The organism is Pseudomonas sp. SDO55104_S430 (genome assembly GCF_054070595.1).
The window spans coordinates 1-20,008 of sequence record NZ_JBSVXG010000110.1 but is presented as its reverse complement, the minus strand read 5'-3'; the positions used below and the strand labels follow the sequence as shown (position 1 = coordinate 20,008).

Here is a 20,008-nt window from a genome sequence, read left to right as displayed (position 1 = left end):
CACATGGGAACGCGATCAACTGTGGGAGCGGGCTTGCTCGCGAAGACGGCAGTGGCCTCACCGCAAAGCTGAAGGAATAAACCATGCTCCAACTGATCCTCGGCGGCGCCCGCTCCGGCAAGAGTCGCCTGGCCGAAAAGCTCGCGAGTGAAAGCGGCCTGGCCGTGACCTACATCGCCACCAGCCAACCCCTGGACGGCGAGATGAACGAACGGGTCGCCCATCACCGCGCCCGGCGTCCGGCCGAGTGGGGCTTGATCGAAGAGCCGGTGCAACTGGCCCGCATCCTGCGGGAAAACGCCCGCGCCGATCACTGCCTGCTGGTCGATTGCCTGACCCTGTGGATGACCAACCTGCTGATGCTCGAAGACAACGAGCGCCTCAGCGCCGAGCGCGACGCGCTGCTCGAATGCCTGGCTTCGCTGCCGGGCGAAATCATTTTTGTCAGCAACGAGACCGGAATGGGTGTCGTGCCGCTGGGCGATCTGACTCGCCGCTATGTCGATGAAGCCGGTTGGCTGCATCAAGCCCTCGCCGAGCGCTGTCAGCGAGTCGTCCTGACCGTTGCCGGCCTGCCCCTGACTCTGAAAGGAACTGCGTTATGACTCAATCCTGGTGGCTGAACCCGTGCCAACCGATCGACGCCCAGGCGTTGGAACAGGCGCAGGCCCGGCAACAGCAACTGACCAAACCGGCCGGCTCCCTCGGTCAGCTGGAGTCGGTGGCGGTGCAGTTGGCGGGATTGCAGGGACAGATCAAGCCAACGCTTGCGCAGGTGTGGATCGCGATTTTTGCCGGCGACCACGGCGTGGTGGCCGAGGGCGTGTCGGCGTTTCCCCAGGAAGTCACGGGGCAGATGCTACATAACTTCGTCAACGGCGGTGCGGCGATCAGCGTGCTGGCGCGGCAGTTGAATGCCTCTCTGGAAGTGGTCGACTTGGGCACCGTCACGCCTTCACTCAACCTGCCGGGCGTGCTTCATTTGAACGTCGGGCCGGGCACGGCGAATTTTGTCCAGGGCCCGGCAATGACCGCCACCCAGGGCGAGTTGGCGCTGGGCGGTGGACGTGACAGCGTGCTGCGGGCGAAAGCCGCGGGCGCGCAATTGTTCATTGGTGGCGAGATGGGCATCGGCAACACCACCGCCGCCAGCGCCCTGGCCTGTGCCTTGCTGGAGTGCCCGGTGGTGCACCTGACCGGGCCGGGCACCGGCTTGAATGCGGCGGGCGTGAGCCACAAGGCGCAGGTGATCGAGCGTGCGCTGGCCTTGCATGGTGCTCAGCGTGGCGATGCCCTGCTAACCCTGTTCAACCTGGGCGGTTTCGAGATCGCGGCCTTGGTGGGCGCCTATCTGGCCTGTGCCCAGGAAGGCATCGCCGTGCTGGTGGACGGTTTCATCTGCAGCGTCGCGGCATTGGTTGCGGTGCGCCTGAATCCGCAGTGCCGCCCGTGGCTGTTGTTCGGTCACCGTGGCGCCGAGCCGGGGCATCAACATGTTCTGGAAACCCTGAACGCCGAGCCGCTGCTGGATCTCGGCCTGCGCCTGGGCGAAGGTAGCGGAGCAGCGCTGGCGGTGCCGTTGCTGCGTCTGGCGTGCGACCTGCACGGGCAGATGGCGACGTTCGCCGAAGCTGCGGTCGCGGACCGTCCGGCATGACCTTGCGCCTGGATCTGCTGCGTCACGGTGAGACCGAACTCGGCGGCGGCCTGCGCGGCAGCCTCGATGATGCCTTGACCGAAAAGGGTTGGCAGCAGATGCGCGCGGCGGTGACGGAGCGCGGTCCGTGGGATCGCCTGGTCAGCTCGCCGTTGCAGCGTTGTGCGCGGTTCGCTGAAGAACTCGCCGGGCAACTGGATTTGCCGCTGGAGTTCGACCGGAACCTGCAAGAGCTGCACTTCGGCGCGTGGGAAGGGCAGAGCGCCGCGGCACTGATGGAGACCGATGCCGAGGCCCTGGGCCTGTTCTGGGCCGATCCCTATTCGTTTACCCCGCCCGAGGGCGAGCCGGTGGCTGATTTTGCCGCGCGAGTGCTGGCCGCCGTGTCGCGGGTTCAGGCGGCGTATGTCGGTCAGCGCGTGCTGCTGATCAGCCATGGCGGCGTCATGCGCTTGTTGCTGGCGCAGGCGCGGGGACTGCCCCGTGAACAGTTGCTCAATGTCGAAGTGGGACACGGCGCGCTGGTTTCGCTGGCGGTCGAGGCCGATGGCTCGCTCAGGGAAGTGCTCTGACCATGTTGCCGTTCTGGATCGCCTTGCAGTTTCTCAGCAGCCTGCCGATTCGTCTGCCGGGCATGCCGGCGCCGCAGGAGCTGGGGCGTTCGTTGCTGTTCTATCCGCTGGTTGGGCTGCTGTTCGGCGTGATTCTCTGGGCGCTCAACTGGCTGTTGCTGGGAGCGCCACTGTTCTTGCATGCCGCGTTATTGCTGACGGTTTGGGTACTGCTCAGCGGCGCGCTGCACCTGGATGGCCTGGCCGACAGCGCCGACGCCTGGCTCGGCGGCTTCGGTGACCGCGAACGCACGCTCACCATCATGAAAGACCCGCGCAGCGGGCCGATCGCGGTGATCACGCTGGTGTTGGTGCTGTTGCTGAAGTTCTGCGCATTGCTGGCGTTGATCGAGCAGCACAACGCCGTGGCCCTGATCATCGTTCCGCTGTTGGGGCGCAGTGCGTTGCTGGGGTTGTTTCTGACGACGCCCTATGTGCGTCCCGGTGGATTGGGGCAGGCGCTGGCCGACCATCTGCCGCGTCTGGCGGGCAAGCAGGTGCTGGCGGTGAGTGCGCTGGCCTGTGTGCTGATTGCGGGGCTTGGTGGAGTGGTGGCAGTGGTGTTGGCGGTTCTGGTGTTTGTCTGGCTCAGGCATCTGATGCTTCGGCGATTGGGCGGCACCACCGGCGACACGGCGGGCGCGCTTCTGGAGTTGCTCGAAGTCGCAGTCCTTCTGGGCATTGCCCTGACCCTGTAGGAGCGAGCACGCTCGCGATGGTGGTCAACGATAACGCTGGGCCCCTGACACTCCGCACGTTTCGAATCGTCCGATTACAGGGTTTGCGTGTAACATAAATTTGCAATCCTCCAATCACGGGTATATACACGCACCATGCTCGAATCCCAATGTTTATGCATCAACCTGCGTCGCGCCGCCCGTGGCGTCAGCAGGCACTACGACGGCGCTCTCGATGGCTTCGGGATCAACGTCGCGCAGTATTCTTTGCTGTGCAATCTGCAGCGCCTGGATCAGCCGAGCATTTCCACCCTGGCCGAGGCCATGGGCCTGGATCGCAGCACGCTGGGGCGCAATCTGCGGGTGCTGGAGGGCGAGGGGCTGGTGCAAATGGTGGAAGGCGAGGACATGCGCAACCGCATCGTCCAGCTGACCGACGCCGGGGCCGAGCGCCTAAAGGCCGCTCTGCCAGCCTGGGAAGCGGCACAACAGCGACTTGCGGAGCGCCTTGGCGCGGAAAAACGCGAGCTGTTACTGAAGTTGCTGGACGAACTGGCATGACGCCGGTTCGTTCGATATCAAGCGGGTATATACCCGTGACCGGAGAACAATAATGACATCGATGTGGCGTACATGTGGTTGGGTCCTGCTGGGGAGTGCGCTGATCCTGGCGCTGTCCTTGGGGGTAAGACATGGTTTCGGCCTGTTCCTGGCGCCGATGAGCGCCGAGTTCGGCTGGGGCCGTGAGGTCTTTGCCTTTGCCATCGCCCTGCAGAACCTGATCTGGGGCTTGGCGCAGCCCTTCACGGGCGCGCTGGCCGACCGCTTCGGTGCAGCGAAAGTGGTGCTCATCGGTGGCGTGCTGTACGCCCTGGGCCTGATTTTCATGGGCATGTCCGATTCGGCGGTGACCCTGTCCCTGAGTGCCGGCCTGCTGATCGGTATCGGTCTGTCGGGTACCTCGTTCTCGGTGATCCTCGGCGTAGTGGGGCGCGCCGTGCCACCGGAGAAACGCAGCATGGGCATGGGCATCGCCAGTGCCGCAGGTTCCTTCGGCCAGTTCGCCATGTTACCGGGCACGCTGGGCTTGATCGGTTGGCTCGGCTGGTCCGCCGCGCTGCTGGCGCTGGGGCTGCTGGTGGCGCTGATCGTGCCACTGGTGAGCATGCTCAAGGACAAGCCGCTGCCGGCGATGGGGCATGAGCAAACCTTGTCCGAAGCTCTGCGCGAGGCCTGCTCCCACTCGGGGTTCTGGCTACTGGCGTTCGGCTTTTTCGTCTGTGGTTTCCAGGTGGTGTTCATCGGCGTGCACCTGCCGTCGTACCTGGTGGATCAGCACCTGCCGGCCAGCGTCGGCACCACGGTGCTGGCCCTGATTGGCCTGTTCAACATTTTCGGCACCTACACCGCCGGCTGGCTGGGCGGGCGCATGTCCAAGCCCAAATTGCTCACCGGCCTGTATCTGCTGCGGGCAGTGGTGATCGCCCTCTTCCTATGGGCGCCGGTGACGACGACCAGTGCTTATCTGTTCGGCATGGCCATGGGCTTCCTGTGGCTGTCGACGGTGCCCCTGACCAATGGCACCGTCGCGACCTTGTTCGGTGTACGAAATCTGTCCATGCTCGGAGGCATCGTGTTCCTGTTCCATCAGCTCGGCTCGTTCCTCGGCGGCTGGCTGGGCGGGGTGGTGTACGACCGCACCGGGAGTTATGACTTGATCTGGCAGGTAGCGATTCTCTTGAGCCTGATGGCCGCCGCCCTGAACTGGCCGGTGCGCGAGCGTCCGGTGGCGCGCCTGCAATCGCAGATGAGCGCGACATGAACCGACTCTGGCCACGCATCACCGTCCTGGCGATCTGCGCTTTGCTGTTGGCCCTGGCGTGGTGGGGCTGGCATCAGGGTGGGCTGGCGCTGATGCAGTTGGGCATGAGTATTTGCTAGTGAAGCGTGAGGGCGAGTAACGTCGTCCCTGACGATTCCTTACAAGGAAGCACTGATATGCAGATGCGCTGGTTGATTGTTCCCGCGTTACTGGTGGCGTTTACCGGATTGGCTCAGGCGGCAGAGTGTCCGGCGTTGTTGCAGGGCTCGTTGCCCAAACTGCGCGCCAATGAATCCATCGACTTGTGCCAGAATTTCGCCGGCAAGCCGCTGGTGGTGGTCAACACCGCCAGCTTCTGTGGTTTTGCGCCGCAGTTCAAAAGCCTCGAGGCGTTGAATCAACGTTTCAAAGGTGAAGGGCTGGAAGTGATCGGTGTGCCGTCCAACGACTTCAAGCAGGAGTCCAAGGATGGTGCCGAGACGGCCAAGGTTTGCTACGTGAATTACGGCGTGACCTTCACCATGACCGATCCGCAGAAAGTCCGCGGCGATGACGCTACACATCTGTTCAAGGTGCTGGCCGAGCAGAGCAGTGCGCCGAAGTGGAATTTCTACAAGTACGTGGTGGATCGGCAGGGCAAGGTGATCGCCAATTTCTCCAGCCTGACCAAGCCGGATGATCCGGAGTTCATTGCGGCTGTGGAGAAGGCCTTGGCCTCCAAACCATAACCCGGACCCTGTAGGAGCGAGCACGCTCGCGATGGACTACAGGACGCCGCTGGGTGTCAGGCAGCCCGCGTTATCGTTGACCACCATCGCGAGCATGCTCGCTCCTACAGTAAAGCGGGAAAGCGGGAAGCAAAAAGCCCCGGCTCTGAGGCAGAGCCGGGGCTTTTTTGATTCAGCTGGCGAGCGCTTCACGCTCGCCCGGTTTCATCAGAAGCGGTAAGTAGCACCGACACCGAAACCGTTCGCCCAGTTTTCATACTTGGCGCTGTAGGCCTGGCGGCCATTGTTGTTGTTCACGTGAACGTCCTCTTCCTTCAGGTAGGAGTACGCCACGTCGATGGTCAGGTCGTCGGTCGGGCTCCAGCCGGCACCCAGGCTGAACACGGTACGGTCGCCAGTCGGGATGCGTGGGGAGCGGTTTTCGTTGTTGGTCGGCGACTGGTCGACGGACAGACCGGTTCGCAGTACCCACTGCTTGTTCAGCTGGTAGGAAGCACCGATGGCGTGCGCCCAGGTGTCGTGCCAGTTCTGCTCTTCGGTGATGGTGCCGAAGCCGCGGGCGGCCAGGGCTGCCGGTACACCTTCGTTCTCGACGGAAATCTCTTTCAGGCGGCTCCAGCGAGTCCAGGTGCTGCCTGCGTACAGGGTCCACTGGTCGTTCAGCTGGTGAGTCACGGAGAAGTCGACCGACTCAGGCGTGGTGATGTCCAGGGAAGCGTCGAACTTCTGGTTCGGGTTCTGACCCAGTGCAGCGAGCAGGCCGTAGTTGACCTTGGTGTCGCCATCGAGCTTGTACTTCACTTTCGAGTGATAGGTCAGGCCGACGCGAGTACTGTCCAGAGCCTGAATCATGATGCCGATGTTGTAACCCAGAGCGGTATCGTCACCCTTGATCTTGACGTTGCCGTCCGGCGCCGCTGGGTTCAGCGACAGGTTCGATTCCAGTTTACCGTCGATACGGTTGATGGTCGGACCGAAGCCGATCGACACCTTGTCGTTGAACGCGTAGCTGACGGTAGGCTGCAGGGTTACGACCTGAACTTCGCTCTTGCTGCCGAAGTAACGGCCGGCAAAGCCGTTCTCGTAGTCGGTTACCAGGCCGAACGGTGCGTACACACCGAAACCGAACGCCCACTGGTCATCGATTGGCTTGACGTAGTAGCCCATCGGCACGCCCATGAACGGAACCATGTCACCTTTGTTGGTGCCGCCGTTCGGGCTGGAGCTGACATCGCTGATGTCAGTGTGTGCGTCGATGAATGCAGCACCGCCAGTCACTTGTTCGCGTTTCAGGCGAGCCATGCCGGCAGGGTTGCCAAATACGGTGGATGCATCGTCGGCCGAAGAGGAGCGCCCCGCAAAGCCGGTCCCCATACCGCTGATGCTTTGTTCGTTGAGGGCGAAGCCGCTTGCGAAAATCTGAGCAGAGGCCATGGCGACGGCCAGGCTAATGGTAGTTTTGAGCATTACTTTTTTCATTATTAGAACTCCTGGTGATCACCGGGGCGAAAACTACCAACATTTTCGTCCCGGCGCTATAGGCCGAATCGCTTGATTTAGAGCGGTTTTGTAGGACAATCCGACCAGATTCGACGCCCGATATGCGAACTTTGGATCCAGATCCGTTCAGCAGGCTACCTGATTCAGCGGTGAAACACAGGCCTGCCATGCGTCGGTAAAGTCCTTGAGGCGTCCTTGGGGCTGGAAGGTCTGGCGCCAGATGCGAGCCATTCCCAACAGATCATCGGCTTCGGGGAGAGGAGTTTTCTGTTCTTCGATCAGCAGCCAGGCAATGGCTGTGGCGTAACGCAGGTTGACGGTCAATTCCAGGTGCGGGCCACTGAGGAAGGCGTGTTGGCTGGCCAGACCACGGACGAGGCTGGCGCGCTCGGGATCGAGCGCCAGGTAATGGTCCCAGAGTGCTTGATGGCGCAGTTCGGCGATGCGGTACAGGCCGTGTCCACGGCGGTCATGCAGTGCTGAACCCAGGGCCGACTGGCTGGCGGCGATCCCCAACAAAAGGGATTCGGCGGTTGCGCTATGACGTCCGAGGTAGATCAAGGTCGGACGGATCACATAGCGGCACAGTTCGCTGGCAGCGATACCCATAAAACCCTCGAATCAGGAATTGGTCGGCGAGACCTGAACGGGGGAGCTTGGCAGCAGTGGATCGACTCAGGCTCGCCGCAAGCGGCTCAGGCCGCTTGAGTTGAAGTGTAGTGTCATATTCAGTGCGTAAAGGCCTGTTTTTAAAATATTTCCAGCTTCCAGTTATAACCCTTATATCCCTTGGTGCTTAACCCTGGACGGCGAAATGGGAAATCTCAGGCAACAAAAAGCCCCGCTTTTGAGGGCGGGGCCTTGATGTTTCAGCGTTGCTGGCGAATCAGGCGACCAGGGCCTGACGGGTACGCTCGATCACGGCCTGCAGCGGTTCGGCGCTGGAGTATTGATCGGGGTACAGGCGTTCGCTGTGACGGGCGATGCCGTGTTCGTTGACCAGCGTGAAGCTGAAACAGCCTTTGCGAGCGGCCATGATCAGGCAGTTCATTGGTGCAAAAGCGTTGGTGAGGGTGCGGATTGCATCCTGTGCATGGATTTGAGTAGACATAGTCATGGTGTTCCTACAAGCGACACGGATAAGAGCCGTGCAAAATAAAAACGTTCCAGTAACGTCGACCACCATTGGTCGAACGAAGAACCCGACTGGAACAAAGCAGCCAGTTTGAAGCGCTTTAAATTGGCGCGCTTGGGCTGGCAGGTAGGTACTTAGGAGGGCAGGCAACACATCGAGGGCAAAGGTTCTGGGCCCGGGGTGAAGATCCTGATCAATTTGCAGGTTGGTTCGGTCAGAGTAAGCGGCCCTGGCAACACCCTTTGCATTCGATTCAAAGGCAGTGCTTGCGAGGATTTACCTGGAAACCATCGAGGTGGTCGATCCCGCTTTTTCGATGCAAGGCTTCGTGTGGGAAGTCTCAACGGGGGGATTTTTTCGACTGGAATTGATTTTCAGCTTGGTACTAACGGCGCGCATAGTACCGGTTTGTATTGGGGAAGGGAAGTGTGCTAGCCAAAAAAGCCTGCCTTCGGTTTTGTTTTACACCGTGAGCCAAAAGCGAGGGACACAGCCTGCACGCCCTCAATTGGCTCACTATCCGACCGGCGGTATGGCTGATTCAAGCCTGAGGAGTGGCCTGGATCGCGGGTTCGCCCGTGCTTATCCCCAGGAAAAATCCGAAAATGCGTCAAAAAAGTGCGGCGATATAACCGCTGCGAAGGTACTTGTGCACATTATTTGCGCGGTCTGTCACACCACTGTCATCCAGCCTTCAAGCACGGTGGTTGCCTGTAACCAAAATTTAAGTCAATGAAAAATAGCGCTTTTTTTAACTGGTGAAAAAATCGTCAGTTTGAGCGCAGGCCCCATTCCACAGGGCTTTGCGGGACTTCAGGGGCGGTTGTCCACTGAGTTATCCACAGCTTCTGTGGATTGTCCCGAGCGCTTGCTCTAGCACGGGCGTGCCGGGAATTTTTCACCTTTACCTGTAAGAAAAAAAGAGTAGAGTGGCGCGCCCTGCGATCTGCCCACAGTGCTTTATGAAGTTTCGTACATCTTCCACTTCTTCCCCCGCAAAAAGTTCCCCTGTCGCTTCCACCAAACGCTTTTCGATGCGCGTCGCGGAGTGGCTGTTGGACAGCCCGCGCCTGGGCGAAAACACCAGTGTCAAACACATCGCCGGTCGATTGCTCAAGCAACCGGCCCGTGAGGGCGTGGTGGCGGCACAAAGCCGCCTCGGCCAGTTGATGTGCCGCGAGTGCGGCAACGCCCGGGACCGCCGAATCGGCCAGGACCTGCTGCGCCAGGCCGCGCGGGCAGGCGATCAGCGCGCCCAACAGGAACTGGGCCGGATCGAAGACTGAGCTGTCAAAGAACCAGCGCCTTGGTTAACCTTCAGCCTTTATTTCAATTGCAGGAATGGCTATGGCTATGGACTTGACCAGCGCATTGTTCGGTCTGGCAGGCGCGGCGCTGCCGTTACTGATGCTGGCCTGGCAACTTCAGCGCAAGACCAGTACGGCGCAGGCCGAGGTGGCGTTGCTGGAGGAGCGGCTGGCCATGGCGCAAATGGCGCAGGATGGCCTGAACGCACAGCTCGAAGCCGGCCGCGATGAAATCGCCGATCTTGGCCAGGCCAACGCCGCCAAGCAGGCGGATCTTGCCGCCATGCGCCGCGAAGTCGAGTTGCTGCAGATCGAGCGCGACGACGCTCGCGACGCCTCCCACGCCTGGAACATCGAACGGGCCGGCAAAGACACCGAATTGCGCCGTCTTGACGCCCAGGCCGCCTCGCTCCAGGCGGAGTTGCGTGAGCAGCAGGAAAGCCATCAGCAACGCCTCAACGACCTGCAGGGCTCGCGCGACGAGTTGCGTGCGCAGTTCGCCGAGCTTGCGGGGAAAATCTTCGATGAGCGCGAGCAGCGTTTTGCCGAAACCAGCCAGCAGCGCCTGGGGCAGTTGCTCGATCCACTGAAGGAACGCATCCAGTCATTCGAAAAACGCGTGGAGGAAAGCTATCAGGCCGAAGCCCGGGAGCGTTTCTCGCTGGCCAAGGAGCTGGAGCGCCTGCAGCAGCTCAACTTGCGCCTGAGTGATGAAGCCACCAACCTGACCCGTGCGCTCAAGGGCCAGAAAACCCAGGGCAACTGGGGCGAATTGATTCTGGAGCGGGTGCTCGAGCATGCCGGCCTGGAAAAGGGCCGCGAGTATCAGACCCAGGTCAATCTCAAGGGGCCGGACGGCGAGCGCTTCCAGCCGGACGTGATCATTTACCTGCCCGGCGACAAGCAGGTGGTGGTCGACTCCAAGGTCAGTCTCACCGCCTATCAACAGTACGTGGCGGCCGACGATGAAGGCATCCGCCAGATCGCAATCAAGCAGCACGTGCTGTCGCTACGCAGCCACGTCAAAGGCTTGGCCGGCAAGGATTACAAACGGCTCGACGGCCTGCACAGCCTGGATTTCGTCCTGCTGTTCGTACCGATCGAGGCGGCATTTTCTGCGGCGCTGCAGGCTGAGCCGACGCTGTTCCAGGAAGCCTTCGACCGCAATATCGTGATCGTCAGCCCGACCACCTTGCTTGCCACACTGCGTGTGATCGACAGCCTGTGGAAGCAGGAACGGCAAAGCCAGAACGCCCGTGAAATAGCCGAACGCGCCGGGTGGCTGTACGACAAGTTCGTGTTGTTCATTCAGGATCTGGACGAAGTCGGCAATCGCCTGCAGCAGCTGGATAAAGCCTACAGTGCGGCGCGCAACAAGCTGACAGAAGGGCGGGGCAATCTGGTCAGTCGCAGTGAGCAGCTCAAGTTGCTGGGGGCGCGAGCGAGCAAGAGTTTGCCGGCGGATTTGCTGGAGCGGGCGATGACCGATGTCGACGGGTTGGTCGAGTTACCCGAATAACCCCCGTACCTGTAGGAGCGAGCATGCTCGCGATGGTGGTCAACGATAACGTTGGCTGCCTGGCGCCCCACGGTGCCTGTGCCTCCATCGCGAGCGTGCTCGCTCCTACAGGAGGTGGGGCGTCGGTTACAGGGGTAGATGTCTACTCAAAAGGGCCCGCAACGCCGCCGGCCGCACCGGCTTGGCCAGATAATCCAGCCCCGCCGCATGCACCTGGGCCATCGTCTCCGGCCTGCCGTCGGCGCTGATCACCACCCCCGGCACCGGCTCGCCCAATCGGGTACGTAACCACGCCATCAAATCCGTGCCCGTCTCGCCATCGTCCAGGTGGTAGTCCACCAGCGCCAACTGCGGCCGCAGTCCATCGCCCAGCAGCGCTGCACACTCCTCGCGGTTGCGCGCGGTCCAGACCTGACAGCCCCAGCGCGTCAGCAAGCTGTTCATCCCGATCAGAATGCTGTCTTCGTTATCGATGCACAGCACCTGCGCACCGCCGAGCAATTTGCCATTGAGTTCGGTCACCTTGACCGGTGACGCCGCGGCTGCCTTGGCCAACGGCACACGAATACTGAACACGCTGCCACGCCCCGGCCACGAACGCACACGCAAGGTATGTCCCAATACGCGGCACAGGCCATCGGCAATCGCCAGACCCAGCCCCAGGCCTTTTTCGGCGCGGGTCTGATGACTGTCCAGGCGTTTGAACTCTTCGAAAATCACCTGTTGCTTGTCTTCCGGAATCCCCGGCCCACGGTCCCAAACTTCCAGTGAAAGCTCGCCCTGATGACGGCGAACGCCCAGCAACACCGGACCTTTGGCGTAGCGAAAAGCGTTGGTCAGGAAGTTCTGCAGGATCCGCCGCAACAGTTTGATATCGCTTTCGATGCGTAGCGCACTGCCCCGGACGCGGAATTCCAGGCCCTGATCCGCCGCCAGCGCCTTGAACTCGGCTCCGAGGGTGTCGAACAACTCATTGAGAGCGAAGGGCTTGATGTCGGGATTGATCTTGCCGTTTTCCAGGCGGGAAATATCCAGCAGGTCGCTGATCAGGTCTTCGGCCGAGCGCAGCGAACTGTCCAGGTGCTGCACCAGTTTTTGCGCCTCGCCGGACAGGCCGTCTTCCTGATGATTGAGTGCCGCAGAGAACAGTCGCGCGGCGTTCAACGGCTGCATCAGGTCATGGCTGACCGCCGCCAGGAAGCGGGTTTTCGACTGGTTGGCCGCCTCGGCGGTGCCCTTGGCTTCGGTCAGCGCAACGTTGAGCTGCGACAGTTCACGGGTTCGTTCGGCCACGCGCTGTTCGAGGCTTTCATTGGCCTCGGTCAGCGCCTGTTCGGCTTCGCGGAACGGGGTGATGTCGGTGAAACTCATGACGAAACCGCCGCCGGGCATCGGGTTGCCGATCAGCTCGATCACCCGGCCATTGGGGAACAGGCGCTCGGAGGTATGCGCGCGCCCCTGACGCATCCAGTGCAGGCGACGGGCGACGTGCACTTCGGCTTCGCCTGGGCCGCACAGACCGCGCTCGGCGTTGTGGCGAATGATGTCGGCAATCGGCCGGCCGACGCTGATCAAGCCGTCCGGGTAGTTGAACAGCTCAAGATATCGGCGGTTCCAGGCCACCAGTTTCAGCGACTGGTCGACCACGCTGATGCCCTGGCTGATGTTCTCGATCGCCCCTTGCAGCAGCGCTCGGTTGAATTGCAGGACTTCCGAGGCTTCGTCGGCGATGCGCACCACGTCCTCCAGCTGCATCTCCCGGCCTTCGATGGCGGCTTTTACCACCGCGCGGGTCGACGAGGCGCCGAGTACACCGGCCAGCAAGCGTTCGGTGTGGGCGATCCATTCGCTGTCGGCGTTCTGGTTCGGGTTGAAGCCTTTGCCCTGGCGGTAGGCAAAGCGGATGAAGCTTTGACGCGCACGTTCTTCACCCACGAAGCGTGCCGCCAGTTGCAGCAAGTCATCGATCTGCACCGCCAGCATCGAGCGGGCGCTGGGCCGAGCGCTGATTTCCTGACCGATGAAACGCCCGGCCTGCCAGTGTTCCGAAACCCTTGTCCGCGACAGTACCGAGACCCAGGCGAACAGCGTGAAGTTGCCGGCCAGGGACAGCACCACGCCCTGGGTCAGCGGGGTGATCGGCAGGTTCAGCGGGTTGCTGTGCAGCCAGGCCAGGCCCGGGAAGTTGCTCAGGGGCAAACCGAGGCTGTGGGCGGCAATCGGCAGGATCAGGGTGTAGAACCAGAGGAAGGTCCCGGCGGCGAGGCCGGCGAACACACCGCGACGGTTGGCCTGTTTCCAGTACAACGCGCCGAGCATGGCCGGCGCCAGTTGGGTCACGGCGGCGAAGGCGATCTGGCCGATGGTCGCCAGGCTCGCGGTCGAGCCCAGCAGGCGGTAGCTGACGTAGGCCAGCAGCAGAATCACCACGATGGTCACGCGGCGCACCGACAGCATCCACTGGCGGAACACTTCGAACGGACGCTCGGCGTTGTTGCGGCGCAGCAGCCAGGGCAACAGCATGTCGTTGGAAACCATGGTCGACAGCGCGACGCTGGCCACGATCACCATGCCGGTGGCCGCCGACGCACCACCGATAAAGGCCAGCAACGCCAAGGCAGGGTGGGCCTGGGCCAGTGGCAGACTGATCACGAAAGAGTCCGGCAACACCGAACTGGGCAGCAGCATCTGCCCGGCTAAAGCAATCGGTACGACGAACAGGGCGGCGAGGGCGAGATAGGCCGGGAACACCCATTTGGCCAGGCGCAGATCCTGCGGCTCGATGTTTTCCACCACCGTTACGTGGAACTGTCGTGGCAGGCAGATGATCGCCATCATCGCCACCCCGGTCTGCACCACCATGGACGGCCAGTTGATGGTTTCCTTCCAGTATTCCTCAAGGCGCGGGGCGAGCATGGCCTGGTCGAACAGGTCGTCGAAACCGTCATACAGGCCATAGGTCACGTAGGCGCCGACAGCCAGAAACGCGAACAGCTTCACCAGGGATTCGAAGGCAATCGCCAGCACCATGCCGCGGTGGTGTTCGGTGGCGTCGAGGTTGCGGGTACCGAAGACGATGGTGAAAAGAGCAAGCACAAGTGACACGATCAGGGCGGTGTCCTGGGCGCGAACCCCCATGGCGTCGGCACCGGCACCGATCAGCAGGTTCACCCCCAGCACAATGCCTTTTAGCTGCAGGGCGATGTAGGGCAGCACGCCCACCAGGCAGATCAGCGCCACCACCACCGCCAGCGACTGCGATTTGCCGTAGCGCGCGGCGATGAAGTCGGCGATGGAGGTGATGTTCTCCTGCTTGCTGATCATCACCATTTTTTGCAGGACCCAGGGCGCACCTATCAGCAGCAGGATCGGCCCCAGGTAGATCGGCAGGAACGACCATAGCTGTTCGGCCGCCTGGCCCACCGCGCCGAAGAATGTCCAGCTGGTGCAGTACACCGCCAGCGACAGGCTGTACACCCAGGCGCGCACCCGTGGTGGCAACGGCGCGCTGCGACGGTCGCCGTAAAAGGCGATGGCGAACATGATGGCCATATAGGCCAGGGCGACGGCGGCAATCAACCCGCTGGACAGCGACATGGGAACTCCGGATAACCAAAGGCACCCGGGCCTCCCGCCCGGACAAGCACAGTCTCGCACGATGGCTGGGGTTAGTCAGTGTCGACCATGGTCGTGGCGTGGTGGGGTGTCGCAGGGGAGGTCAGGGGGAGGTCAGGGGGATTTGTGGTGGCTGGGCCGGCCTCTTCGCGAGCAAGCCCGCTCCCACAGTTGACCGAGTTGTGTCAGAAAAAACCGGTCCAGTGTGGGAGCGGGCTTGCTCGCGAATGGCGGCCTCACTGATTCAACGCAATATCGATCAACCGATGCAGCTCCTCCACCTCCAGCGGCGCCTCGGCAAACAGAATGCGAAACACGATCGGCGCAGCGATCAGGTTGATCAACCGGTCCACGCCCGGGTTGGGTTGATCCGGATAGCGATTGAGGATGGTCTGCAACTGCCCGCCGATGATCGTCGCGCAATAGGCCGGCTTCAGGCTCGCCTGCACGTCGCGCAGCATGCCGCGGCCGGGTTCGGAGTTCATCTCGTCCAGGTACTGTTCGGCCCAGGCTCGCAGGTCTCCCGGCAGGCTGCCGGTGTTGGTCGATTCGGTTTCCGGTTGCAGACGCGCCATGGCGACATCCGCCAGCAGCGCCGCCAGATCGCCCCAGCGACGGTAGATGGTCGAAGGGGTGACCCCCGCGCGCGCGGCGATCTGCGGCACGGTCACGCTGGCGCGATCCTGTTCTTCGAGGAGTTCGCGCACGGCGGTATGAATCGATTCCTGTACCCGGGCGCTGCGCCCGCCGGGGCGTAATGTGGGAGCGGTCATTGCATGTTTCCTGTGTGGCGCCGCAGACGACTGCGGTCCTGAAAAGCCATGGATCGGACCTTAACACAAAGAATTTGCTTTAAGCGCAAATCGGTAGCACACTCCGCAAAAGCAAAAATTTAGCTTTTGCGGAGTGTGCCATGTCCAGTACCCCTTCAAATCGTGCCAGCCTGTGGTTTCTGGCAATCACACTACTCAGTTTTCTGGCGGCCTCCACGGCGCCGACGCCCTTGTATCACCTGTATCAGGAGCAGCTGCAATTCTCGGCGGCCATCCTGACGCTGATTTTCGGTGTCTACGCCATCAGCCTGTTGCTGGCGCTGCTGACGGTCGGTTCGCTGTCCGATCACCTGGGACGCAAGCCGGTGATCTTCACCGCCGTGCTGCTCAACATCGTGGCCATGCTGCTGTTCATCTATGCCGACAGCGTCGCCTGGCTGATCAGCGCCCGGGTGCTGCAGGGTTTCGCCACCGGCATGGCCACCGCGGTATTGAGTGCGACGCTGCTCGATACCGATCGCCAACAGGGGCCGCTGATCAATAGCGTGGCGCCTTTGATGGGCATGGCTATCGGCGGCTTGGGTTGCGGATTGCTGGCCGAATTCGCACCGGCGCCCTTGCATTTGACCTATTGGCTGCTGCTGGCGCTCTTCGGGCTGCAGGCGGTTTACGTCTGGCGCCTGCCGGAAAGCGTCTCGCCACAGCCCGGGGCGTGGGCGTCGCTTCGGCCGACCCTGCATGTGCCGGTGCAGGCGCGAGCCACCTTGTGGCGCTTGCTCGCGCTCAATACCGCGACCTGGGCGCTGGGCGGCTTCTTCGCTTCCCTGGCACCATCGCTGGTGCGCGCGGCCACCGGATCGACGTCGAACCTGATCGGCGGCGCGACCGTGGCGACCTTGACCATGACAGGCGCTCTGATGATCTTCGCTCTGCGCAATCGCCCAGCCAGCCTTGGGCTGCGCATAGGCGCGAGTTCGTTGCCGGTGGGTATCTCCCTGATCCTGATTGGCGTCCACAGCGCCAGCCTTGCACTGTTTTTCATCGGCACCCTCATCGCTGGCTGCGGCTTCGGCGCCGGTTTCCTCGGCACGGTGCGCACGCTGGTTCCGCTGGCGCTGCCACATGAGCGGGCGGGATTAATGTCGGCCTATTACGTCCTCAGCTATCTGGCGTTCTGCCTGCCTTCATTGCTCGCCGGCAACTTGGCGCGCACCTTGGGCCTGGTGGCGACCACCGACGGGTATGCCGGGGTGTTGATCGTGCTTTCCCTGGGGGCATTGCTGGCGATGATGCGTCAACGTACCGCGAAGGTTTGCAGTAGCGCGGGTTGACCCGATAAGCGCGCAGAACCAAGGTTGATCGTTTATCTGTAAAACCGATAACTTATAGAGATATTACACGTTATATCGATATTCGATTCGGATCTATGATGGGCTCCACCTCACCAGAGGACAGGAGCCCCCCATGACATGCACCAACACCGCCAAATCCGGCATCAAGCCTCTCAGCCACCTGCAACACCCGCGGGAAGTGATTCGCCAGTTCACGCCCAACTGGTTCGCCGCCACCATGGGCACCGGGGTGCTGGCCCTGGCACTGGCCCAATTGCCGGTGGCCAATCCGGTTCTACACGCCATTGCCGAAGGCCTCTGGCAGTTCAACATCGGCCTGTTCCTGTTGTTCACCGCGCTGTACACGGCGCGCTGGGTGATGTTTTTCGATGAAGCGCGGCGGATTTTCGGGCATTCCACGGTTTCGATGTTCTTCGGCACCATTCCCATGGGCCTGGCGACCATCATCAACGGCTTTCTGGTGTTCGGCCTGCCGCGCTGGGGCGAGGGCGTGATTCCCCTGGCCGAAGCCTTGTGGTGGCTGGACGTGGCGTTGTCCCTGGCCTGCGGCGTGCTGATTCCCTACATGATGTTCACCCGTCAGGAACACAGCATCGATCAGATGACCGCCGTGTGGTTGCTGCCGGTGGTGGCCGCGGAAGTGGCGGCTGCCAGCGGTGGCCTGCTGGCGCCGCACCTGGTCGATGCCCACGGGCAACTGGTGATGCTGGTGACCAGCTACGTGCTCTGGGCATTCTCTCTGCCGGTGGCGTTCAGCATCCTGACGATTCTGCTGCTGCGCATGGCGTTGCATAAACTGCCTCACGAAAACATGGCCACTTCGAGCTGGCTGGCGCTGGGGCCGATCGGCACCGGTGCACTGGGCATGTTGCTGCTGGGCGCCGATGCGCCGGCGATCTTTGCCGCCAATGGCTTGCCGGGCGTTGGTGAAATCGCCGCCGGAACGGGTCTGGTCGCCGGCATCACGCTGTGGGGCTTCGGTCTGTGGTGGATGCTGATGGCCGTGCTGATCACGCTGAAGTATCTGCGCGGCGGCATCCCGTTCAACCTCGGCTGGTGGGGTTTCACCTTCCCCTTGGGCGTCTATTCTCTGACCACGCTGAAACTGGCCAGCACCCTGCACCTGACGTTCTTTAATGTCTTCGGATTTGTGCTAGTGGCGCTGCTGGCGGTGATGTGGCTGATCGTCGGCAAGCGCACGTTGCAAGGCGCATGGCGCGGCGAGCTGTTCGTTTCGCCGTGCATTGCAGGATTGAAGAAATAAAATCGTCGAAGATTGGGTAATGTGTGGCCCTGGATCGGCGTGGAGCGTTCCAATTAATGTATCCACGCCGCTCTCTATACTTCGCCACCTGCTACCTCAATCAGGGACACATGGACGATGAGTCACCCCTCGCAATTCAACCTGCTGCGCACACGGCGCTTTCTGCCGTTCTTCGTGACCCAGTCACTGGGTGCCTTCAACGACAACGTTTTCAAGCAGTCGTTGATCCTCGCCATTCTCTACAAGCTTGCGATCGAGGGTGACCGCTCGATCTGGGTCAACCTGTGCGCGCTGCTGTTCATCCTGCCGTTCTTTCTGTTTTCGGCGTTGGCCGGGCAGTTCGGGGAAAAGTTCGCCAAGGACGCGCTGATCCGTCTGATCAAGCTCGGCGAAATCGCCATCATGGCGGTCGGTGCTGTGGGTTTCATGTTCGATCACCTGTCGCTGATGCTGCTGGCGCTGTTTGCCATGGGCACCCACTCGGCGCTGTTCGGCCCGGTGAAATATTCGATCCTGCCCCAGGCCCTGCATGAAGACGAGTTGGTCGGCGGCAACGGCCTGGTGGAAATGGGCACCTTCCTGGCCATCCTCGCGGGGACCATCGGCGCCGGGATCATGATGTCCTCCGCGCATTACGCGCCGGTGGTTTCCACTGCGATCATCGGCATCGCCGTTCTCGGCTACCTGGCCAGCCGCGGCATTCCACGGGCGGCGGCCGCGACACCGCAACTGCGCCTGAACTGGAACATTTTCAGCGAGTCCTGGGCGACGCTGAAGCTGGGCCTCGGGCAGACGCCGGCGGTGTCGCGTTCGATCGTCGGCAACTCCTGGTTCTGGTTTGTCGGGGCGATTTACCTGACGCAGATCCCGGCCTACGCCAAGGAGTGGATGCACGGCGACGAAACCGTGGTGACCCTTATTCTCACCGTGTTCTCGGTGGGCATCGCCGTCGGTTCGATGCTCTGCGAAAGGCTGTCCGGGCGCAAAGTCGAAATCGGCCTGGTGCCGTTCGGTTCGTTTGGCCTGACGGTGTTCGGCCTGCTGTTGTGGTGGCATTCCGGCGGAATCCCAGTGAGTGCGGCGGGGCATGGCTGGATCGAGATTCTCGGCTTCGGCCACACCTGGCTGGTGCTGATCGACATCCTCGGCCTGGGCGTGTTCGGCGGTTTCTACATCGTGCCGCTGTACGCGCTGATTCAGTCGCGCACCGCCGAAAACGAGCGGGCGCGGGTGATTGCCGCCAACAACATTCTCAACGCGCTGTTCATGGTGGTCTCGGCGATTGTCTCGATCATCCTGTTGAGCATGGCCAAGCTGTCGATTCCCCAGCTGTTCCTGGTGGTGTCGTTGCTGAACATCGGCGTCAACGCCTACATCTTCAAGATCGTCCCCGAGTTCACCATGCGTTTCATGATCTGGCTGCTCAGCCATTCCATGTACCGCGTGGAGCATCGCAACCTGCAGCTGATCCCGGATGACGGCGCGGCATTGCTGGTGTGCAACCACGTGTCATTCGTCGATGCTCTGCTGATCAGCGGCGCGGTGCGCAGGCCGATTCGCTTTGTCATGTACTACAAGATCTACAACCTGCCGGTGCTGAACTTCGTTTTCCGTACGGCGGGGGCGATTCCGATTGCCGGGCGCCAGGAAGATATCCAGATCTACGAACAGGCCTTCACCCGCATTGCCCGATATCTGAAGGAAGGCGAGCTGGTGTGCATTTTCCCGGAAGGGAAATTGACTGCCGATGGTGAGATCAACGAGTTCAAGGGCGGACTGACGCGGATTCTCGAGGAGACGCCGGTGCCGGTGATTCCGTTGGCATTGCAGGGATTGTGGGGGAGTTTCTTCAGCCGCGATCCGGCCAAGGGGCTGTTTCGCCGGTTGTGGTCGCGGGTGACGGTGGTGGCGGGGGAGGCGGTGGCTGTGGAAGCGGCGCAGCCTGCCAGGTTGCAGGTGTTGGTGGGGGAGTTGCGCGGTACCGTCAGATAATTGGTGATTGTGTCGGCTTCTTCGCGGGCAAGCCTCGCTCCTACAGGGTTTGAGGT

18 protein-coding genes are annotated in these 20,008 nt (G+C 61.8%); 13 read left to right on the top strand and 5 right to left on the bottom strand.

From position 1 onward, the window contains the following. Nucleotides 1–83: 83 nt before the first annotated feature. From cobU to ACW9JE_RS18805, 8 genes are all read left to right on the top strand, one after another. The gene (cobU, locus tag ACW9JE_RS18840; protein WP_457433578.1) at nucleotides 84–605 is read left to right on the top strand and encodes a bifunctional adenosylcobinamide kinase/adenosylcobinamide-phosphate guanylyltransferase; all 522 of its coding nucleotides are present in this window, start codon (nucleotides 84–86) and stop codon (nucleotides 603–605) included. Next, nucleotides 602–1,657, top strand: a complete 1,056-nt coding sequence (gene cobT / locus ACW9JE_RS18835; RefSeq protein WP_457433577.1) for a nicotinate-nucleotide--dimethylbenzimidazole phosphoribosyltransferase — start codon at nucleotides 602–604, stop codon at nucleotides 1,655–1,657. The genes cobU and cobT overlap by 4 nt, the downstream gene beginning before the upstream one ends. Next, nucleotides 1,654–2,229, top strand: a complete 576-nt coding sequence (gene cobC / locus ACW9JE_RS18830; RefSeq protein WP_224538204.1) for an alpha-ribazole phosphatase family protein — start codon at nucleotides 1,654–1,656, stop codon at nucleotides 2,227–2,229. The genes cobT and cobC overlap by 4 nt, the downstream gene beginning before the upstream one ends. 2 nt (nucleotides 2,230–2,231) lie before the next feature. Further along, a complete protein-coding gene (locus tag ACW9JE_RS18825) occupies nucleotides 2,232–2,966 on the top strand; it encodes an adenosylcobinamide-GDP ribazoletransferase (RefSeq protein WP_457433576.1) in 735 nt (244 codons plus the stop codon). A 135-nt stretch (nucleotides 2,967–3,101) separates the two neighbouring features. Further along, entirely contained in the window at nucleotides 3,102–3,506 is a 405-nt protein-coding gene (locus ACW9JE_RS18820; protein ID WP_224538207.1) for a MarR family winged helix-turn-helix transcriptional regulator, read from the top strand. Between the two features lie 52 nt (nucleotides 3,507–3,558). Then, on the top strand, nucleotides 3,559–4,767 hold the full coding sequence (locus ACW9JE_RS18815) for an MFS transporter (protein WP_224538208.1): 1,209 nt from the start codon (nucleotides 3,559–3,561) through the stop codon (nucleotides 4,765–4,767). Next, entirely contained in the window at nucleotides 4,764–4,886 is a 123-nt protein-coding gene (locus ACW9JE_RS18810; protein ID WP_263487927.1) for a hypothetical protein, read from the top strand. The genes ACW9JE_RS18815 and ACW9JE_RS18810 overlap by 4 nt, the downstream gene beginning before the upstream one ends. 57 nt (nucleotides 4,887–4,943) lie before the next feature. Then, nucleotides 4,944–5,495, top strand: a complete 552-nt coding sequence (locus ACW9JE_RS18805) for a glutathione peroxidase (protein WP_457433575.1) — start codon at nucleotides 4,944–4,946, stop codon at nucleotides 5,493–5,495. A gap of 207 nt (nucleotides 5,496–5,702) precedes the next feature. Here the strand turns inward: ACW9JE_RS18805 and ACW9JE_RS18800 are convergent, their stop codons facing one another. The 3 genes from ACW9JE_RS18800 to ACW9JE_RS18790 form a co-directional block, all read right to left on the bottom strand. Beyond that, nucleotides 5,703–6,974 (bottom strand): OmpP1/FadL family transporter, encoded by a 1,272-nt coding sequence (locus tag ACW9JE_RS18800; RefSeq protein WP_457433573.1) that lies wholly within the window; start codon nucleotides 6,972–6,974, stop codon nucleotides 5,703–5,705. A 147-nt stretch (nucleotides 6,975–7,121) separates the two neighbouring features. Then, nucleotides 7,122–7,604 carry a hypothetical protein gene (locus ACW9JE_RS18795; RefSeq protein ID WP_457433572.1) on the bottom strand — a complete coding sequence of 161 codons (483 nt, stop codon included), beginning with the start codon at nucleotides 7,602–7,604 and terminating at the stop codon, nucleotides 7,122–7,124. A gap of 277 nt (nucleotides 7,605–7,881) precedes the next feature. After that, on the bottom strand, nucleotides 7,882–8,106 hold the full coding sequence (locus tag ACW9JE_RS18790) for a hypothetical protein (RefSeq protein WP_003204606.1): 225 nt from the start codon (nucleotides 8,104–8,106) through the stop codon (nucleotides 7,882–7,884). A 986-nt stretch (nucleotides 8,107–9,092) separates the two neighbouring features. Here ACW9JE_RS18790 and ACW9JE_RS18785 point away from each other — a divergent pair. Together ACW9JE_RS18785 and rmuC are read left to right on the top strand one after the other, a co-directional pair. Next, nucleotides 9,093–9,416, top strand: a complete 324-nt coding sequence (locus tag ACW9JE_RS18785) for a sel1 repeat family protein (protein WP_457433571.1) — start codon at nucleotides 9,093–9,095, stop codon at nucleotides 9,414–9,416. Nucleotides 9,417–9,591: 175 nt separating this feature from the next. Continuing rightward, nucleotides 9,592–10,956 (top strand): DNA recombination protein RmuC, encoded by a 1,365-nt coding sequence (rmuC, locus tag ACW9JE_RS18780; RefSeq protein ID WP_457433579.1) that lies wholly within the window; start codon nucleotides 9,592–9,594, stop codon nucleotides 10,954–10,956. Nucleotides 10,957–11,082: 126 nt separating this feature from the next. On the opposite strand, the gene ACW9JE_RS18775 is transcribed toward rmuC, so the two are convergent. Next, complete coding sequence (locus tag ACW9JE_RS18775; RefSeq protein ID WP_457433570.1) at nucleotides 11,083–14,553, bottom strand: hybrid sensor histidine kinase/response regulator; 3,471 nt, start codon at nucleotides 14,551–14,553, stop codon at nucleotides 11,083–11,085. A gap of 254 nt (nucleotides 14,554–14,807) precedes the next feature. Next, on the bottom strand, nucleotides 14,808–15,344 hold the full coding sequence (locus tag ACW9JE_RS18770) for a TetR/AcrR family transcriptional regulator (RefSeq protein WP_457433569.1): 537 nt from the start codon (nucleotides 15,342–15,344) through the stop codon (nucleotides 14,808–14,810). A gap of 140 nt (nucleotides 15,345–15,484) precedes the next feature. Between ACW9JE_RS18770 and ACW9JE_RS18765 the strand changes: the two genes are divergently transcribed. The 3 genes from ACW9JE_RS18765 (at nucleotide 15,485) to ACW9JE_RS18755 (ending at nucleotide 19,952) form a co-directional block, all read left to right on the top strand. Next, nucleotides 15,485–16,675 carry an MFS transporter gene (locus ACW9JE_RS18765; protein ID WP_457433568.1) on the top strand — a complete coding sequence of 397 codons (1,191 nt, stop codon included), beginning with the start codon at nucleotides 15,485–15,487 and terminating at the stop codon, nucleotides 16,673–16,675. A 133-nt stretch (nucleotides 16,676–16,808) separates the two neighbouring features. Beyond that, complete coding sequence (locus tag ACW9JE_RS18760) at nucleotides 16,809–17,960, top strand: TDT family transporter (protein WP_457433567.1); 1,152 nt, start codon at nucleotides 16,809–16,811, stop codon at nucleotides 17,958–17,960. A 117-nt stretch (nucleotides 17,961–18,077) separates the two neighbouring features. Continuing rightward, complete coding sequence (locus tag ACW9JE_RS18755; RefSeq protein ID WP_457433566.1) at nucleotides 18,078–19,952, top strand: MFS transporter; 1,875 nt, start codon at nucleotides 18,078–18,080, stop codon at nucleotides 19,950–19,952. The last annotated feature ends 56 nt before the right edge of the window (nucleotides 19,953–20,008 follow it).

Bases quoted from the DNA above. Each gene is read 5' to 3' on its own strand.
- ACW9JE_RS18815 (WP_224538208.1), top strand. From the start codon at position 3,559: ATGACATCGATGTGGCGTACATGTGGTTGGGTCCTGCTGGGGAGTGCG.
- ACW9JE_RS18795 (WP_457433572.1), bottom strand. From the start codon at position 7,604: ATGGGTATCGCTGCCAGCGAACTGTGCCGCTATGTGATCCGTCCGACC.
- ACW9JE_RS18805 (WP_457433575.1), top strand. From the start codon at position 4,944: ATGCAGATGCGCTGGTTGATTGTTCCCGCGTTACTGGTGGCGTTTACC.
- ACW9JE_RS18760 (WP_457433567.1), top strand. From the start codon at position 16,809: ATGACATGCACCAACACCGCCAAATCCGGCATCAAGCCTCTCAGCCAC.
- ACW9JE_RS18825 (WP_457433576.1), top strand. From the start codon at position 2,232: ATGTTGCCGTTCTGGATCGCCTTGCAGTTTCTCAGCAGCCTGCCGATT.
- ACW9JE_RS18810 (WP_263487927.1), top strand. From the start codon at position 4,764: ATGAACCGACTCTGGCCACGCATCACCGTCCTGGCGATCTGCGCTTTG.
- ACW9JE_RS18790 (WP_003204606.1), bottom strand. From the start codon at position 8,106: ATGTCTACTCAAATCCATGCACAGGATGCAATCCGCACCCTCACCAAC.
- ACW9JE_RS18765 (WP_457433568.1), top strand. From the start codon at position 15,485: ATGTCCAGTACCCCTTCAAATCGTGCCAGCCTGTGGTTTCTGGCAATC.
- ACW9JE_RS18800 (WP_457433573.1), bottom strand. From the start codon at position 6,974: ATGAAAAAAGTAATGCTCAAAACTACCATTAGCCTGGCCGTCGCCATG.
- ACW9JE_RS18820 (WP_224538207.1), top strand. From the start codon at position 3,102: ATGCTCGAATCCCAATGTTTATGCATCAACCTGCGTCGCGCCGCCCGT.
- cobT (WP_457433577.1), top strand. From the start codon at position 602: ATGACTCAATCCTGGTGGCTGAACCCGTGCCAACCGATCGACGCCCAG.
- ACW9JE_RS18770 (WP_457433569.1), bottom strand. From the start codon at position 15,344: ATGACCGCTCCCACATTACGCCCCGGCGGGCGCAGCGCCCGGGTACAG.
- cobU (WP_457433578.1), top strand. From the start codon at position 84: ATGCTCCAACTGATCCTCGGCGGCGCCCGCTCCGGCAAGAGTCGCCTG.
- ACW9JE_RS18755 (WP_457433566.1), top strand. From the start codon at position 18,078: ATGAGTCACCCCTCGCAATTCAACCTGCTGCGCACACGGCGCTTTCTG.
- ACW9JE_RS18785 (WP_457433571.1), top strand. From the start codon at position 9,093: ATGAAGTTTCGTACATCTTCCACTTCTTCCCCCGCAAAAAGTTCCCCT.
- cobC (WP_224538204.1), top strand. From the start codon at position 1,654: ATGACCTTGCGCCTGGATCTGCTGCGTCACGGTGAGACCGAACTCGGC.
- ACW9JE_RS18775 (WP_457433570.1), bottom strand. From the start codon at position 14,553: ATGTCGCTGTCCAGCGGGTTGATTGCCGCCGTCGCCCTGGCCTATATG.